Origin of the sequence: Agromyces bracchium, assembly GCF_009709675.1 — a bacterium.
Lineage (GTDB): Bacteria > Actinomycetota > Actinomycetes > Actinomycetales > Microbacteriaceae > Agromyces > Agromyces bracchium.
The window spans coordinates 38,117-53,407 of the sequence record NZ_WMLB01000041.1; the positions used below are offsets into that span (position 1 = coordinate 38,117).

General features: G+C 71.8%; 14 protein-coding genes. 7 read left to right on the plus strand and 7 right to left on the minus strand.

The window, feature by feature from the left end; translation table 11 throughout:
• Nucleotides 1–28: 28 nt before the first annotated feature.
• A complete protein-coding gene (locus GJ743_RS16940; RefSeq protein ID WP_196217041.1) occupies nt 29–1,258 on the plus strand; it encodes a polysaccharide pyruvyl transferase family protein in 1,230 nt (409 codons plus the stop codon).
• A gap of 28 nt (nt 1,259–1,286) precedes the next feature.
• Here GJ743_RS16940 and GJ743_RS20265 read toward each other — a convergent pair whose 3' ends face one another.
• The 4 genes from GJ743_RS20265 to GJ743_RS16960 all read right to left on the minus strand — a co-directional run bounded on the left by GJ743_RS20265 (nt 1,287) and on the right by GJ743_RS16960 (nt 5,860).
• The gene (locus GJ743_RS20265) at nt 1,287–2,873 is read right to left on the minus strand and encodes an amidase domain-containing protein (RefSeq protein ID WP_155053086.1); all 1,587 of its coding nucleotides are present in this window, start codon (nt 2,871–2,873) and stop codon (nt 1,287–1,289) included.
• A gap of 140 nt (nt 2,874–3,013) precedes the next feature.
• Nucleotides 3,014–4,264, minus strand: a complete 1,251-nt coding sequence (locus GJ743_RS16950) for an MFS transporter (protein ID WP_155053087.1) — start codon at nt 4,262–4,264, stop codon at nt 3,014–3,016.
• Nucleotides 4,265–4,328: 64 nt separating this feature from the next.
• A complete protein-coding gene (locus GJ743_RS16955) occupies nt 4,329–5,129 on the minus strand; it encodes a M15 family metallopeptidase (RefSeq protein ID WP_155053088.1) in 801 nt (266 codons plus the stop codon).
• Nucleotides 5,129–5,860 (minus strand): amidase domain-containing protein, encoded by a 732-nt coding sequence (locus GJ743_RS16960; protein ID WP_155053089.1) that lies wholly within the window; start codon nt 5,858–5,860, stop codon nt 5,129–5,131. The genes GJ743_RS16955 and GJ743_RS16960 overlap by 1 nt, the downstream gene beginning before the upstream one ends.
• 269 nt (nt 5,861–6,129) lie before the next feature.
• Here GJ743_RS16960 and GJ743_RS16965 point away from each other — a divergent pair, with 269 nt between their 5' ends.
• The 5 genes from GJ743_RS16965 (at nt 6,130) to GJ743_RS16985 (ending at nt 11,983) form a co-directional block, all read left to right on the plus strand.
• Complete coding sequence (locus GJ743_RS16965; RefSeq protein ID WP_155053090.1) at nt 6,130–7,395, plus strand: ABC transporter substrate-binding protein; 1,266 nt, start codon at nt 6,130–6,132, stop codon at nt 7,393–7,395.
• 80 nt (nt 7,396–7,475) lie between these two features.
• Nucleotides 7,476–8,504 (plus strand): carbohydrate ABC transporter permease, encoded by a 1,029-nt coding sequence (locus GJ743_RS16970; protein ID WP_376861989.1) that lies wholly within the window; start codon nt 7,476–7,478, stop codon nt 8,502–8,504.
• Nucleotides 8,501–9,418, plus strand: a complete 918-nt coding sequence (locus GJ743_RS16975; RefSeq protein WP_155053092.1) for a carbohydrate ABC transporter permease — start codon at nt 8,501–8,503, stop codon at nt 9,416–9,418. The genes GJ743_RS16970 and GJ743_RS16975 overlap by 4 nt, the downstream gene beginning before the upstream one ends.
• Complete coding sequence (locus tag GJ743_RS16980; RefSeq protein WP_155053093.1) at nt 9,415–10,896, plus strand: GH1 family beta-glucosidase; 1,482 nt, start codon at nt 9,415–9,417, stop codon at nt 10,894–10,896. Before GJ743_RS16975 ends, GJ743_RS16980 begins: the two co-directional genes overlap by 4 nt.
• A gap of 61 nt (nt 10,897–10,957) precedes the next feature.
• Nucleotides 10,958–11,983, plus strand: a complete 1,026-nt coding sequence (locus GJ743_RS16985) for a LacI family DNA-binding transcriptional regulator (protein WP_155053094.1) — start codon at nt 10,958–10,960, stop codon at nt 11,981–11,983.
• A 12-nt stretch (nt 11,984–11,995) separates the two neighbouring features.
• Here GJ743_RS16985 and GJ743_RS16990 read toward each other — a convergent pair whose 3' ends face one another.
• Nucleotides 11,996–12,913, minus strand: coding sequence for a DNA-methyltransferase (locus GJ743_RS16990; RefSeq protein WP_328289298.1), 918 nt, complete (start codon nt 12,911–12,913; stop codon nt 11,996–11,998).
• Between the two features lie 179 nt (nt 12,914–13,092).
• Here GJ743_RS16990 and GJ743_RS16995 point away from each other — a divergent pair, with 179 nt between their 5' ends.
• Nucleotides 13,093–13,596, plus strand: coding sequence for a flavodoxin family protein (locus tag GJ743_RS16995; protein ID WP_155053095.1), 504 nt, complete (start codon nt 13,093–13,095; stop codon nt 13,594–13,596).
• Nucleotides 13,597–13,668: 72 nt separating this feature from the next.
• Here GJ743_RS16995 and GJ743_RS17000 read toward each other — a convergent pair whose 3' ends face one another.
• Complete coding sequence (locus GJ743_RS17000; RefSeq protein WP_155053096.1) at nt 13,669–13,989, minus strand: hypothetical protein; 321 nt, start codon at nt 13,987–13,989, stop codon at nt 13,669–13,671.
• A gap of 162 nt (nt 13,990–14,151) precedes the next feature.
• A complete protein-coding gene (locus tag GJ743_RS17005; protein ID WP_155053097.1) occupies nt 14,152–15,201 on the minus strand; it encodes a lipoate--protein ligase family protein in 1,050 nt (349 codons plus the stop codon).
• Between the last annotated feature and the right edge of the window lie 90 nt (nt 15,202–15,291).

Here is a 15,291-nt window from a genome sequence, read left to right on the forward strand (position 1 = left end):
TGACAGTTCGCTGGGAGGTGGCGCACGCATGCGGATCGTGGCGATCGGCGACGTCGGCGTGGTCGACGGCATGATGCACATCGGCGACGAGGCGATGTTCGAGGCCATGGTCGACGCGCTTCGCGATCGCGGCGTCGACGAGGTCACCGCGATCTCGGCCGCGCCGGAGGACACCGCGGCCCGGTACGACGTCGTGGCGATCGGACGCATCGGCTTCACCGGGACACGCGCGCGGATGCATGAGCGCCTCGAGGCGGTGCGGTCCGCGGCGAGCGGCACGCCGACCCTCTCCGGCGGCGATCCGGCGGCGGCCGTGGTCGACGCCGTCGCGGGCGCCGACGCGGTGGTGATCGCGGGTGGGGGCAACCTCGCGTCGAACTGGCCGTCGCACGTCTTCGAGCGCGCGGCACTCGGCGCGATCGCCGAGCGACTGGGACGCCCGCTGGTCGTCTCGGGCCAGACCCTCGGCCCCTGGCTCGACGCGCCCGACCGGGCGCTCGTCGCCGAGCTCCTGCGATCCGCCCGGCTCACCGGGGTGCGCGAGCCGGCGTCGCTGGCGCTCGCGGGCGAACTCGGGGTGCCGACGGAGCGACTCGCCGGCAACCGCGACGATGCCGGCTTCCTCGGGGTCGGCGACCCGCGATCCGGCGCCGGCGCAGGCCTCGACCTCGACACGGGCGGAGGCACCGCGGAGCCCTACGTGCTCGTGAGCCTCTCGCTCCACCTCGGCGGCCTCCCCCGCGAGGAGACGGTCCGGGGCCTCGCCTCGACACTCGACCGGGTGGCGGATCGCGTCGGCGCTCCCGTGCGCTTCCACCCGCACTTCGGCTCGCTCGATCCGGCGGTCGAGGCGGGCGACGAGGTGCTCCATGCCGCCGTCCGCGACGCCATGCGTTCACCCGCCGAGCTGCTCCAGCCCGGCGATGCGCGGTCCGCCGCGAAGCTCGCGCGCGGTGCGGCGATGCTCGTGACGAGCCGCTACCATCCGGCGGTCTTCGCAACCGCCGCAGGCGTCCCGGTCGCAGCGCTCTCCGCCGACGACTACACCGCCGTGAAGCTGCGGGGCGCGACCGGCTGGTGGGACCAGGACGGCGTGATCCCGCTCGGACTGGCCGCCTCCGACGAGGGCGGCGACGCGCTCGGCCGCATCTGGGACCGCCGAGCGAGCACTCGGAGCGCCGCGCTGGCCCTGCGCGAGCGGGCGATGGAGGAGTCCGCGGCCTGGTTCGATCGAGTCGCGTCGGCGCTCAGGGGCTGACGGCGAGCGCCGTTCGAGCGCTCGCGCCTCAGCGCAACGAGAAGTACGACACCGAGCCGCCACCGGTCGCGAGCGCGACGTCGACGTCCCAGAAGTCGGCGTCCTTCGTGTGGCCGCCGACCCAGACCTTGGAGCCCTCGTCGGTGTGCTCGACCCGGGTGACGACGGCCGTGTGGTCGCGGTCGCCGGAGCCGTCCCAGTCGAACTGGGCGATGTCGCCGACCTTGACCTGTCGGCGCTCGGCGTCGGTGAGCTCGGTGGCGACGTCGGTGCGCGTGCGCAGGTAGTCGCGCAGTGCGGTCGAGCTCGACCAGGCGCTCGTCATCTGCCCGGTCCCGCGGTCGTAGTTCCACGCGGCGTTCATCTTCCAGCCGCGAGCGATGAGCGACTGGCTGGCGAAGTTCGCGCAGTCGACGCCGCTCAGCACCGCGTACTCGGCGGTGTTGTAGTTCGACCAGTGCGCGAGCACGTACGAGACCTGCGCTTCGATGCCGGGGTCGTCGGTGTACGTGATCGAGAGCGGTTCGCTGTCGACCTCGGCGGCCTCGAGCGGCGCGGACGCCTCGACGATGCCCTGGACCGAGGTCGTGATCGAGGCGGGCGCGGATGCCACCGGCACCTCGACGTCGACCGTCGAGCCGTCGGCGTCCGCGAGGACCACCTCGGCGTCGCCGCGCACGGAGTCGTCGACCGCGGGCACGGCGAACGTGATCGCGACGGCGTCGGACTCGACGATCTCCGCCGGGGTGCCGGCGACGGTGACCGCGGCCACCCGGTCGAGGTTGCGGCCCTCGACGGTCACCGTCGTGCCGCCCGTGAACGGCGCCTCGCTCGCGGAGAGCTCGGTCGTCACGACGGGACGGTCGTCGGTCGCCGCGGGCGGGATCACGACGTCGTCTTCGCCGGCGGATGCCGCGAGCTCGTCGATCGCGGCATCCCGGGCCGACGCGTCCGCCACGGCCGGGTCGTCCATGCCGTTCACGAGCACGCCGCCGCCGACGGCGCTGCCGAGGAGGAACGCCGCGCACGCCACGAGCAGCGGGCGACGCGAGCCGCTCGAGGGGCGGCGATTGCCGCGGCGGTCGGCGCGGTGGCGCGGGAAGCGGAACCCTTCGCCGAGGGTGCGGACGCCGCCGGTGCGGGCGTCGGCGTCCGCGGTGCTCGCGGAAGGGGCGGTCGGCTCGGCCGGATCGGGCACGGTCGAGTCGACGGGCGCCGCGTCGGACGCTGCCGCGACCTCGTCTTCGGCGGGGGAACCGAGGACGAGGCCGTCGTCGACGACGGGAGTGACGACGGATTCCGCGGCGACCGGGGGGTTCGGCTCGGCCGGATCGGGCACGGTCGAGTCGAGGGGGGTCGGGTTCGCGGTCGCCGCAGGGGTGAACGTCGATCGGGCCGCCTCCGGCCGGGTGGCCTCCTGCGGCGCGCCGGTCGCCGTCGCCTCGGGCTCGGGCAGGTCGAGCTCGGCGCGGATCGCGGCCAGTGCCGCGCCGCGCGGGGCGTCGGGCTCGGCGTCGACGGAGGGTTGCGCGAGGTCGAAGTCGCGCGCGGCATCCGGGTCGGGAGCGCGGTAGGTCGAACGGCGGTGGGCAGGCAGGAGGAAGTCTCTGGGCACGAGGCGTGGGGGTGTTCCGTGTCGGCATTCAGGGGGACACGACAGCCCATCATGCGATCTTGTGAGGATCCCTCGCGCGCACTGGGAGGACCGTGAGAGCGCGCTCATCGACCCCTGCGCGCGGGACGGAGACCCCGCCCCTAGGCGACGCGGCTGCGGCGCGCCTGACGCGCCAGCGCCACGCCCGCCATCACGAGCGGGACGAGGACGAAGATCGCGACGACGTTCACGCCCGCGAAGCCCGCGACCCCGAGCACGACGCCCGAGAGTGCGGCGGATGCCGCGGCCGCGACGTTCATCGCGGCATCCGTCGCCCCCTGCAGCGCGACGCGCGACGCCGGCTCGACCGTCGTGGTCAGCAGGGTCGAACCGCCGATGAGCGCCGCCGACCAGCCGAGCCCGAGCAGTCCGAGCGCGACCGGGATGAGCACCATCGAGTCGCCGGGCGCGACGACGCCGATGAGCGTCGAGACGAGCAGGATCGCACCGCCGAGCGCGATCACGCGTGGCGCGCCGACCCGGTCGACCAGCCAGCCCATGAGCGGGCTCGCGGCGTACATGCCGAGGATGTGGATGCTGATCACGACCCCCACCATCGCGATGGGCACGCCGTGGCCGGTCATGTGCACGGGGGTCATCACCATCACGCCGACCATGACCGTGTGCGCGCACACGATGGCGAGGATCGCCAGCCGCCCGCGTGCGTCGCGGAAAGCGGCCCGGAAGGCCGGCCACGACCCGACGCGCTCGCTCGAGCCGACTCCCGACGCGTCGGCGACGAGCCGGCCGGCCCTCGGCAGCCGGAGCACGGCGGCCGCGATCAACGTGGCGATCGCGAAGACCGCGCCCGAGAGCACGAACGGCCCGACGAGCGCGGGCAGCCCGATCGCCTGCCCGAGCCGGTCGCCCGTGGACGACAGCAGCGGCCCGGCGACCGACCCGATCGTGGTCGCCCAGAGCACGAGCGACATCGAGCGGGCCTCGAAGCCGGGCGATGCGACCTCCGTCGCGGCGAACCGCGCCTGCAGGCCGGCCGCGGTGCCCGCTCCGAATGCGGCCAGGCCGAGGAAGACGACGGGCACGAGGCCGGTCGACGCCGCCACGACGATGAGCACCGCGCCGACGGCCGACGACGCGTAGCCCATGGCGAGCGCGACGTGCCGGCCGGAGTGGACCGCGAGCCGCGCGAGCGGGATCGCGGCGATGGCCGCGCCGAGCACGCTGGCCGACTGCGAGAGGCCGCCCAGCGCTGTCACGCCCGTCAGGTCCGCGACGAGGATCGCCGCGAGCGTCATGCCGGTCGCGACGCCGATACCCGCGAGGAGCTGGTTGACGATCAGGAGGCCGAGCTGCAGGCCCCGTCGACCGCGTGCGGGCTCAGGCCGCGGCATCCGCTCGCCCCCACCCGGCGACGCCGGGCCCGCCGCAGCGGCACCCGAGGGTTCGGACGGCCGGTCAGGCATAGTTCGGCGCCGCCGGGAGGCCGAAGAACTCCTCGAGGGTCGTGATGCCCTTCTCGTGCATCTCGTTCGAGAGGTCGGTGCCGATGTAGCGGAAGTGCCACGGCTCGAACTGGTAACCGGTGACCTGGGCCTTGTCGGCCGGGTAGCGGAGGAGGAAGCCGAAGCGGTGCGCGTTGTCGCGCAGCCACTGGCCCTCGGGGGTGTCGGCGAAGCAGACGGCGAGGGAGCAGTTGCCGGACTCCGGGCCGATGTCGATCGTGAGACCGGTCTGGTGCTCGCTGAAGCCCGGGCGCGCGGTGAGCTCGTCGTCGTTGTCGTAGATCCGCTCCTGCGCCTCGTACGACCGGTACGCGCTGTTCGACGCGAGCGAGAGCCCGGCCTCGGCGGACGCCGCCTGGAACATCTTCACGACCGCGTCGGCAGCCTCAGCGCGCATGAGCGGCTCCCACGTGTGCGGCACGGGGACGACGACGAGATCGGAGGGCTCGTAGTCGGCCGGGTTCAGCGGACGGAGCTTGTCGACGACGACCCAGATACTGTCGGGGTCGTCGATCGAGCGCGCCGACTTGTCGAAGGTCTCCACCGGCGTCGGCGTCGGCGTCGCGGTGGGCGCGGGTCGGGGCGTCGACGTCGGCGTCGCGGACGGCGACGCCGACGGGCTCGCCGAGTCGGCCGACGGCGTGAACGCGAGGATGGCCCAGATCACGACGATCGCGACGAGGACCATTCCGATGACGGCGGCGATGAAGCGGTTGCGGCGGACGCGCGGGGACGGTCGGGATCCGGACGACATCACCCGGCGAGCCTCCAGTAGTAGACCTCTGCGCCGGGGTGCTCCTGGGTGATCGCGACGTCGACGTCGCGGTAGTCGCTGTCCTTCGTGTGGCCGGCGAAGGAGATCCGGGTCTCGCCGTCGCCGCGCTCGATGCGCGTCACGATGCCCGTGTGGTCGCGGTCGCCGGAGCGGTCCCAGTCGAACTGGACGATGTCGCCCAGTTGCACCTCGTCGCGCTGGCTGTCGGCCAGCGGCGTCGCGAGCTCGGGATGGCGGGAGAGCCAATCGTGCATCGCGGTCGAGCTGCGCCACGACGCGGTCGACGCGTACGGGTCGCCGCCGTGATTCCATTCGGCGGTCTGCGTCCACCCGCGCGCCACCAGCGCCTGGCTGGCGAAGTTGACGCAATCGTTGCCTTCCAGCACGCCCCACTCCTCGACGTTGTAGTCCGACCAGTATGCGAGGGCGTAGTCGAGTTGCGCCACCACGTCGGGGTCGCTGGTCTCGTCGGCGACGAGGTCGGGTTCCGTACCGAGGTCGGCGACGTCCGACCCCGAGTCGTCGTCGGAGGACTCTCCGTCGTCGGCGTCGATGCCGCTGCTCCGCGTCGGCGATGCCGAGTCGGCCGAGGCGACCTGGGGCGGCAGGGGGGGGACGCCGCCGCAGCCGGTCAGGCAGAGGGCGCCGAGTGCGGCCACGCCGAGAAGGGTCGCCACGGCGCGGCGACTGGGCGTTCGGGTTCGTGGCACCGGATCACGGTAACCGCGGCGGCTCGGAGGACGCCGGGAGCGGGCTGCGTGCGAGCGGTGCATCTGCGGTGCCGCAGGTGCGAAGAATCGGGCCCGTCGGAGTCACGCGGAGGTCACGAAAGCGAGAATGTGAGAGCGCTCTCTTGACATCTGCACTGACGACTGCCTAGCATCGTGAACCGCATCGTGAGAGCGCTCTCACCGGAGATCGATCGCGCTCGAACGACGCGCCCGCAATCCGATTCCACGCACACAAGGGAGTGACCGTGATGCTTTCACGACGCACCAAGGCGATCGCCGCCCTCGCCGGCGCCGCATCGTTCGCCCTCATCGCCACCGGCTGCGCCGCGGGCGACGACACCGCCTCGGACGACGGCGGACCGATCGAACTGACCGTCGCCACGTTCAACAACTTCGGCTACACCGACGAGCTCCTCCAGGAGTACATGGACGAGCACCCGAACGTCACCATCGTCCACAACGTCGCCGCCGAGTCCGGCGACGCCCGCGCCAACTACTTCCAGAAGCTCGGCAAGGGCGGACTGGCCGACGTCGAAGCGGTCGAGATCGACTGGTTCGCCGAGGCGATGCAGTACTCCGACCTGCTCGCCGAGGCGCCCGACAGCGTCAAGGGCCGCTGGCTCGACTGGAAGGAAGCCGCCGCGACCGACGCCGACGGCCGCCTCATCGGCTTCGGCACCGACATCGGCCCGCAGGGCATCTGCTACCGCGCCGACCTGTTCGAGTCCGCGGGCCTCCCGAGCGACCGCGAGTCGGTCGCCGAGCTGTTCGACGGCGACTGGGAGCACTTCCTCGACGTCGCCGACCAGTACCGCGAGGCCACCGGCAAGCCCATGATCGACTCGGCCAACTCGGTGCTCCAGGGCATCGTCAACCAGATCGAGTACACCTACACCGAGCCCGACGGCACCGTGATCGCGACCGAGAACCCCGAGATCGCCGACGCCTACGAGCTCGTCACCGAGCGCGCCATCCCGAACTCCGCCTACTCCGGCCAGTGGTCGGACGACTGGTTCGCCTCGATGGCCAACGGCGAGTTCGCGACGATGCTCTGCCCGGGCTGGATGCTCGGCGTCATCTCCGGCTCCGCCGCGGACGTCTCCGGCTGGGACGTCGCGGACGTCTTCCCGAACGGCGGCGGCAACTGGGGCGGCTCGTACCTGACCGTCCCGGCCGACGGCGAGAACGTCGAGGCTGCGCTCGAGCTCGCGGACTGGCTGACCAGCCCCGAGACCCAGATGAAGGCCTTCGCCAACGCGGGCACGTTCCCGAGCCAGGTCGAGGCACTCGAGGGCGAGGAGCTCGCCGGCGCCACCAACGAGTACTTCAACGACGCGCCGACCGGTGAGATCCTCTCCAGCCGTGCCGAGGCCGTGTCGGTCGCCCCCTACAAGGACGCCGACTACTTCAAGTACCACGACGCGCTCCAGAACGCGGTGAACCGCGTGTTCGACGGCTCCGAGGACGCCACGTCGTCCTGGAACACCTGGGTCGCCGAGGTCGAGGCCTTCTAGGGCCGAGACGGGGGTGCGGGCCGGCACCGGCCCGCACCCCCTCCCCGACGCATCCACGCACCCTGATTCGGAGCCCCATCGTGACCTCGACGCAAACGCGACCGCCGGCGCCGGCGGCCCCGCCGCACCACGCCGAGCCCGCAGCCCGCCCGGTCCGCGTGCTCGGCTTCCGCCAGCACCTCAGCCGGTGGGACCTGAAGTTCTCCCCGTACCTCTACATCTCGCCGTTCTTCATCATGTTCGCCGTCGTGGGCCTGTTCCCGATCGGCTACACGGCCGTCATCTCGCTCATGGACTGGGACCTGGTCCGCAACTCCGGCGAGTTCATCGGCCTCGACCAGTACGTCTGGATCCTGCAGAACCCGCAGTTCTGGACGGCGCTGCGCAACACGTTCAGCATCTTCCTGCTCTCGAGCGTGCCCCAGCTGATCGCCGCGATCTTCATCGCCGCGATGCTCGACCGCAACATCCGAGCGAAGACGTTCTGGCGCATGAGCGTGCTCGTGCCGTTCGTCATGGCGCCGGTCGCGGTCGCCCTGATCTTCAGCAACATGTTCGGCGACGTCCACGGCCTCGTGAACGGCATCCTCACCGACCTCGGCCTGCCCGCCGTCCCGTGGCACAAGGACCCGTTCTGGAGCCATGTCGCCATCGCGACGATGGTCAACTTCCGATGGACGGGCTACAACACGCTGATCCTCCTCGCCGCGATGCAGGCGATCCCGCGCGACTACTACGAGGCGGCCACCGTCGACGGCGCCGGCGCCTTCCGCCAGTTCCTCAGCATCACGCTGCCCTCGCTCAAGGCGACCCTGATCTTCGTCATCATCACCTCCACGATCGGCGGGCTCCAGATCTTCGACGAGCCGCGCATGTTCGACAACACCGGCGAGGGCGGTCCGGCCCAGCAGTGGCTCACGATCACGCTCTTCCTCTACAACATCGGCTGGGGCGAGTGGAACTTCGGCCGCGCGGCCGCACTGGCGTGGATCCTCTTCCTCATCATCCTCGTGATCGGCCTGATCAACCTCGCGGTGACACGGGCCCTCGTCCGCGACGAGGGCGCCCGCAGCCCGAAGGCCAAGAAGCAGAAGGGAGTGCGCGCATGAGCTCCCTGAACTCGCCCGCGGCGCTGTCCATCGTCGAATCGAGCATCCCCGAGACACCGCAGCGCAGGCACAACCGCACGACCCGCATCAAGGGCCGCCGGGCGGGCTTCTGGGTGTACGCGGGCCTCGGCGTCGTGTTCATCGCCTCGCTGTTCCCGTTCTACTGGTCCTTCCTGATCGGCTCGGGCGACTCGACCACGATCAACGACCCCGACTTCTCGTGGTGGCCTGCGGGCAACTTCCTCGCGAACGCGCAGACGGTGGTGAACGACCCGGCGGTGAACTTCTGGCCCGCGCTGTGGAACTCGATCTACAGCTCGGCGCTCATCGCAGCGGCCGTCGTCGTCACCTCGACGCTCGCGGGCTGGGCGTTCGCCAAGCTGCGCTTCCCCGGGTCGAAGCCGCTGCTCGTGTTCGTGGTCGCCACCATGGCCGTGCCGATGCAGCTCGGCGTCGTGCCGCTGTACATCCTGTTCTCCGACCTCGGCTGGACCGGGCAGATCGGCGCGATCATCATCCCGGCGGTCACGAGCGCGTTCGGCGTGTTCTGGATGACGCAGTACCTCCGCCAGTCGGTGCCCGACGAGCTCATCGAGGCCGCGCGCGTCGACGGCGCGTCGATGATCCGCACGTTCTGGACCATCGGCGTCGTCGCCGCCCGCCCCGCCGCGGCGATGCTCGGCCTGTTCACCTTCGTCACGGCCTGGAACAACTTCTTCTGGCCGTTCATCGTGCTCGACCGCAGCGACCCGACGCTGCCCGTCGCGCTCTCGCTCCTGCAGTCCAACCACTTCGTGGACTACTCGATCGTGCTCGCGGGCGTCCTGCTGTCGACCATTCCCCTCCTCCTGCTGTTCGTCGTCGCCGGCAAGCAGCTCGTCTCAGGAATCATGCAAGGAGCCGTCAAGGGATGACCACCATCCAGCACACCACCACCGCGACGACGGATGCCGCGGCCGCGGCCGCACCGTCGAGCCTCCGCCGCTTCCCCGAGGGCTTCCTCCTCGGCGCCGCCGCCGCCGCGTACCAGATCGAGGGCGCCGCCCACGAGGACGGCCGCACCGACTCGATCTGGGACGCCTTCAGCCGCGTGCCCGGCGCGGTCGTGAACGCCGACAACGGGGATGTCGCGTGCGACCACTACCACCGCTACCGCGACGACGTCGCGCTCATGCGCGAGCTCGGGCTCGACACCTACCGGTTCTCGACCTCGTGGGCGCGCGTGCACCCCGACGGCGGACCGGTGAACCCGGCGGGCGTCGACTTCTACTCGCGCCTCGTCGACGAGCTGCTCGAGCAGGGCATCCTGCCCTGGCTGACGCTCTACCACTGGGACCTCCCGCAGGCCCTCGAGGAGCAGGGCGGTTGGGCGAACCGCGACACCGCCTTCCGGTTCCGCGACTACGCGCTCACGATGCACGACGCGCTCGGCGACCGCGTGAAGGTGTGGACGACGCTCAACGAGCCGTGGTGCTCGTCGTTCCTCAGCTACACGGCCGGCGCGCACGCGCCCGGGCGACAGGACGTCGAGGCGGGCCTCCGCGCGGCGCACCACCTCCTCCTCGGCCACGGCCTCGCCGTGCAGGCGCTCCGCGAGCGCGACGCCTCGCTCGAGCTCGGCATCACGCTGAACCTCACGGTCGCGAAGCCCGTCGACCCGGCGAGCCCCGGCGACGTCGACGCCGCGCGCCGCATCGACGGGCAGTTCAACCGCGTGTTCCTCGACCCGATCTTCCGCGGCCACTACGCGGGCGACCTCCTGGCGGACGTCGGCCACCTCGGCCTGCGCGAGGCCATCGAGCCGGGCGACCTCGAGATCATCTCGGCCCCGATCGACGCGCTCGGCGTGAACTACTACCACGGCGAGTCCGTGAGCGACCGGCCCGCGGCGGAGCCGCTCGCGGGGCAGGCGCCGACCGACCGACCCACCCGGTCGCCGTTCCCCGCCGCCGAGGGCGTGCACTTCCACTCGCAGGGCCTGCCGCAGACCGGCATGGGCTGGGAGGTCCAGCCCGACGGGCTGCGCGAGCTCCTCGGCCGCGTGCACCGGGAGTACTCGGGCCCGGCCGACGTGCGGCTGTACGTGACCGAGAACGGCGCGGCGTACGACGACGAGGTGGCGACGGATGGCGCGGTGCACGACGCCGAGCGCACCGACTTCCTGCTCGGCCACCTCGGCGCCGTCCTCGACGCGGTCGACGAGGGCACGCCCGTGCACGGCTACTTCTACTGGTCGATCCTCGACAACTTCGAGTGGGCGTGGGGCTACGACAAGCGCTTCGGCCTGGTCCGCGTGGACTACGAGACCCAGGAGCGCACGGTCAAGGACAGCGGGCTCGCCTACCAGCGCGTCATCCGCGACCGCCGCCTGCCCGCGGCATCCGCTCGCTGAACGACCCGACGAACGCGCCTCGGACCGACGCCCCATGACCGACGGAAATAGACTGGCCGGCATGCAGGGGGCAACCGGGACCGGGGCGCGTTCGTCTGCGCCGACCCTCGAGATGGTCGCGCGCGAGGCGAACGTGTCGCGGGCGACGGTCAGCCGCGTCGTGAACGGCTCGCCAAAGGTCTCGCCCGAGGTGGTGCGGGTCGTGAACGCGGCCATCGCGAAGCTCAACTACGTGCCGAACCGGGCGGCGCGTTCGCTCGCCAGCCGGACGTCGGGCGCCATCGGGCTCGTGGTGCCGGAAGACACGCGGATGTTCTTCGGCGACCCGTACTTCGCGGCGATCGTGCAGGGCATCACCCGCCGGCTCGACGACAGCGAGTACGTGCTGAACCTGCTGCTGTCGACGAGCGACCCGAACCGGAAGACCCTGCGCTACCTGCGCTCCGGCGTCGTCGACGGCGCCCTCGTCGTCTCGCACCACGAGGGCGACCACCAGCTGCACGAGGCCGCGCACGAGATGCCGATCGTGTTCGGCGGCCGGCCGCCGAACATCACCGAGACCGACATCTTCGTCGACGTCGACAACCTCGAGGGCGGCATGACCGCGACGGAGCGGCTGATCGCGGTCGGGCGCAAGCGCATCGGCACGATCACCGGCCCGCTCGACATGCCCGCCGCCGTCGACCGGCTCGAGGGCTTCCGCCGCTCGATGGCCACCGCCGGCATGCCCTCCGACGCGGTCGAGAGCGCCGACTTCACGGTCGCCGGCGCGGTCGCCGCGACCCGGCGCCTCCTCGACCGCGTACCCGACATCGACGCGATCTTCGTGGCGAGCGACCTCATGGCCACGGGCGCGCTCGCGGTGCTGCGCGAGCGCGGGCGGCACGTGCCCGAAGACGTCGCCGTGGTCGGCTACGACGACAGCCCCGCCGCGACCTCGTCGGCGATCCCGCTCACCACGGTGCACCAGCCGTCGGAGGAGATGGGCTACATGATGGCCGACCTGCTGCTGCGACTGCTCGCGGGCGAGGACGTGCCGCACCGCAACATCATGCCGACGCGGCTCGTGCGTCGCGTGTCGGCGTAGCCGGGCGGCGCGTCAGGCGTCGAAGCGGATGCCGGCGGCATCCGCGAACCGGCGGCGCATGACCTCGATCGCGTCGGCGTGCTCGTCGACGAGGACGAACCGGCGACCGAGCGAACGGGCGACCGCGCCGGTCGTGCCCGAGCCGGCGAAGGCGTCGAGCACCCAGTCGCCCGGCCGGCTCGACGCCTGCACGATGCGACGCAGCACTCCCTCGGGCTTCTGCGTCGGGTACCCGGTCTTCTCGCGGCCCGTCGGGGAGACGATCGTGTGCCACCAGACATCCGTCGGCAGCTTGCCGCGCGCGGCCTTCTCGGGCGTGACGAGCCCGGGCGCCATGTACGGCTCGCGATCGACCGACTCGGAGTCGAAGAAGTACGCCTCGGGATCCTTCACGTACACGAGGATCGTGTCGTGCTTCGTCGGCCAGCGCCGCTTCGACTTCGCGCCGTAGTCGTACGCCCAGATCAGCTCGTTCAGGAAGCACTCGCGGCCGAACAGCGCGTCGAGCAGCACCTTCGCGTAGTGCGCCTCGCGGTAGTCGAGGTGCAGGTAGAGCGTGCCGTCGTCGGCGAGCAGCCGCCAGGCCTCGACGAGCCGCGGCTCGAGGAAGCCCCAGTAGTCGTCGAACCGGTCGTCGTAGCGGAGCAGGTCGCCGCGGATCCGCTCGTAGCGCTGACCCGCGAACCCGGTGATCGAGAGGCGCCGGGTCGCGGTCGCCTCGGCGCTTCGCGCAGGGTCGGCGACGGATGCCTCGTCGGCCGCGGCATCCGCCCCGCCCTGCCGCACGTGGCGCAGCGACTGCCGCGCCTGCGACCGGCCCGTGTTGAACGGCGGATCGAGGTAGACGAGCGTGAACCGGCCGTCGGGGAACGAGCGCAGCACGTCGAGGTTGTCGGCGTGGATGACGCGATCGGGTTCGTCGGCGGACACCGCTCAAGTCTGCCAGCGCATCCGGATCGCCGAGGCCGCCGACGCCCCGGCGCTTCGGTGCCCGGGTCCGCGGCGGAGCCCGCCGGTCGAAGGTCCCGGCCGGGTGCGGTCGCCCGGACCTACGCTGAACGCCTGACGGCGGGCGCCGACGGCGCCGGCCCGGGACGGGGAGCGGAATGATGCGCGCGTTGGTGGTGTACGAGACGATCTGGGGCAACACCGGATCCCTGGCCGAGGCGGCCGCCGAGGGGCTGCGCGGCAGCGCGGGCGTCGAACGCGTCGACGTCGTGGCCGCCACGGAGGCCCCGCCGGCGATCGATCCGGAGGTCGACCTCGTGGTCGTCGGCGGACCGACGCACGCGTTCTCGATGTCGACCGCGTCGACCCGGAACAACGCACGCCAGCAGGGCGCGACCGAGATCCCCGCCCGCGGGATCCGCGAGTGGATCGACGAACTCGCCGCGCCGACGTCGGCCGTCGCGGTCGCGACGTTCGACACGCGCACCGTCAAGCCGCGCCTGCCCGGCTCGGCCGCGAAGAAGGCGATGAAGGCGCTCGTCGCGAAGGGCTTCCGCCCGGTCGACTCCCCGAAGACCTTCGGCGTGCACGGCTACTCGGGCCCCGTCGCCGACGGCGAGCTCGAGCGGGCACGCGAGTGGGGCGCGACGCTCACGGACGCGTAGCGGCGCGTCGCGGCATCCGCCTGCCGACCGGATGAGCCGGTCTGCCTCGGCAGTCCGCTGGCGACGGCGCGCTCAGCGCTCGACGTCGAGCCGGATGCGACCGCGGAACCGGTCGGGGTCGTCGTCGTCGGCGTCGGCCGCCGCGAACGCGATGCCCTTGTCGCCGTCGCCCGGAACGGGTGCGGGCACGGGGAGCCGCGCCTGCCGGTCGACCTCGACCTGCGCCTCGTACTTGCGCGGTGCGAAGACCTCGTCGCCGATCATCATGACCGCCGACCCGCTGGGCTTGCCCGCCTTGGTCTTGTCGGACAGGTCGATCCACCCCTTGCGCACGGCGACCACGCCGAACGCGATCACCGCGCCGGCGATGATCAGGATCAGCCACCAGTCCACCCGGCGATTGTAGACGCCCTGACTCCCCCTCACGTTCAGCCCTTCCACAGCCACGCTGCGGGCACTCTTCTCAGGAGTTGTTCGGCGTGCCGCCGGATTCGACGGCGTGTCCTCCTGAGAACCGGACCGATCCGGGCGCGACTCCTGAGAACGGGATCGGCGTCAGGGCACGCGCTGGAGCCAGTCCTCCGTCGCGAACTTCGAGGCGACGAGCGCCTCGGCCTCGGCGAGCTCGTCGGCGGTGACCGCCCCGGGCGTCGCGCCGTAGAGCCCCGCGAACGTCTCCTTCAGTCGCTCGATGATCTCGGCACGAGAGAGCCCGGTCTGCGACCGCAGCGGGTCGACGCGCTTCGCCGCGGACGCGATGCCCTTGTCGCTGATCTTCTCGCGGCCGATGCGCAGCACCTCGAGCATCTTGGCGTTGTCGAGGTCGTACGCCATCGTCACGTGGTGCAGCACGCCGCCCGAACCGAGGCGCTTCTGCGCGGCGCCGCCGATCTTGCCGGCCGGGCTCGCGATGTCGTTGAGCGGCTGGTACGTCGCCTCGATGCCGAGGGAGCGCAGCCCCTGCAGGACCCAGTCGTCGAGGAACGCGTACGAATCGGCGAAGCTCATGCCCTGCACGAGCTCGGCCGGCACGTACAGCGAGTAGGTGACGACGTTGCCCTTCTCCATCATCATCGCGCCGCCGCCCGAGATGCGGCGCACGACGTCGAAGCCGTAGCGGGCCGCGCCATCCGGGTCGACCTCGTTCTTCACCGACTGGAACGAGCCGATCACGACGGCCGACTCCTCCCACTCCCAGAACCGCAGGGTCGGCTTCCGCCGCCCCTCGCCGACGCGCGTCGCGAGCACCTCGTCGAGCGCCAGGTGCACGCGCGGCGGCACGGCCGCGTCGTGCACGATCTCCCACTCGTAGTCCGACCACGTCCGCGCGTTCGTCATCGCCCGGCGGACGGCCACGGCGATCGCCTCGGCCGAGAAGCCGAGCATGACCGCGTCGGGTCGGAGCCCCTTCGTGATCGCCGCGGCGATCTGCTTGGCATCGGATGCCGCCGGCAGCCCGTCGAGCGCCCGGTTCAGGTCGCCCAGCGCCTCGTCGGGTTCGAGGAAGAAGTCGCCCGCGACGCGCGCGTTCCGGATCGCCCCGTCGACGACGTCGAAGTCGACGACCACGAGCTTGCCGCCGGGGACCTTGTACTCACCGTGCATGCCCCCAAGCCTACGGATGCCGCGGCGGCGCGCACCCCGGGCGTAGGCTCGGGCTCGGAGCATCCGTTCGGCTGCGAGGGGGACGCCGCG

Coding starts and splice junctions, on each gene's coding strand:
- GJ743_RS16980 (WP_155053093.1), top strand. CDS start 9,415: ATGACCACCATCCAGCACACCACCACCGCGACGACGGATGCCGCGGCC.
- GJ743_RS16940 (WP_196217041.1), top strand. CDS start 29: ATGCGGATCGTGGCGATCGGCGACGTCGGCGTGGTCGACGGCATGATG.
- GJ743_RS16995 (WP_155053095.1), top strand. CDS start 13,093: ATGCGCGCGTTGGTGGTGTACGAGACGATCTGGGGCAACACCGGATCC.
- GJ743_RS16955 (WP_155053088.1), bottom strand. CDS start 5,129: ATGTCGTCCGGATCCCGACCGTCCCCGCGCGTCCGCCGCAACCGCTTC.
- GJ743_RS16950 (WP_155053087.1), bottom strand. CDS start 4,264: ATGCCGCGGCCTGAGCCCGCACGCGGTCGACGGGGCCTGCAGCTCGGC.
- GJ743_RS17005 (WP_155053097.1), bottom strand. CDS start 15,201: ATGCACGGTGAGTACAAGGTCCCCGGCGGCAAGCTCGTGGTCGTCGAC.
- GJ743_RS16985 (WP_155053094.1), top strand. CDS start 10,958: ATGCAGGGGGCAACCGGGACCGGGGCGCGTTCGTCTGCGCCGACCCTC.
- GJ743_RS16975 (WP_155053092.1), top strand. CDS start 8,501: ATGAGCTCCCTGAACTCGCCCGCGGCGCTGTCCATCGTCGAATCGAGC.
- GJ743_RS16965 (WP_155053090.1), top strand. CDS start 6,130: ATGCTTTCACGACGCACCAAGGCGATCGCCGCCCTCGCCGGCGCCGCA.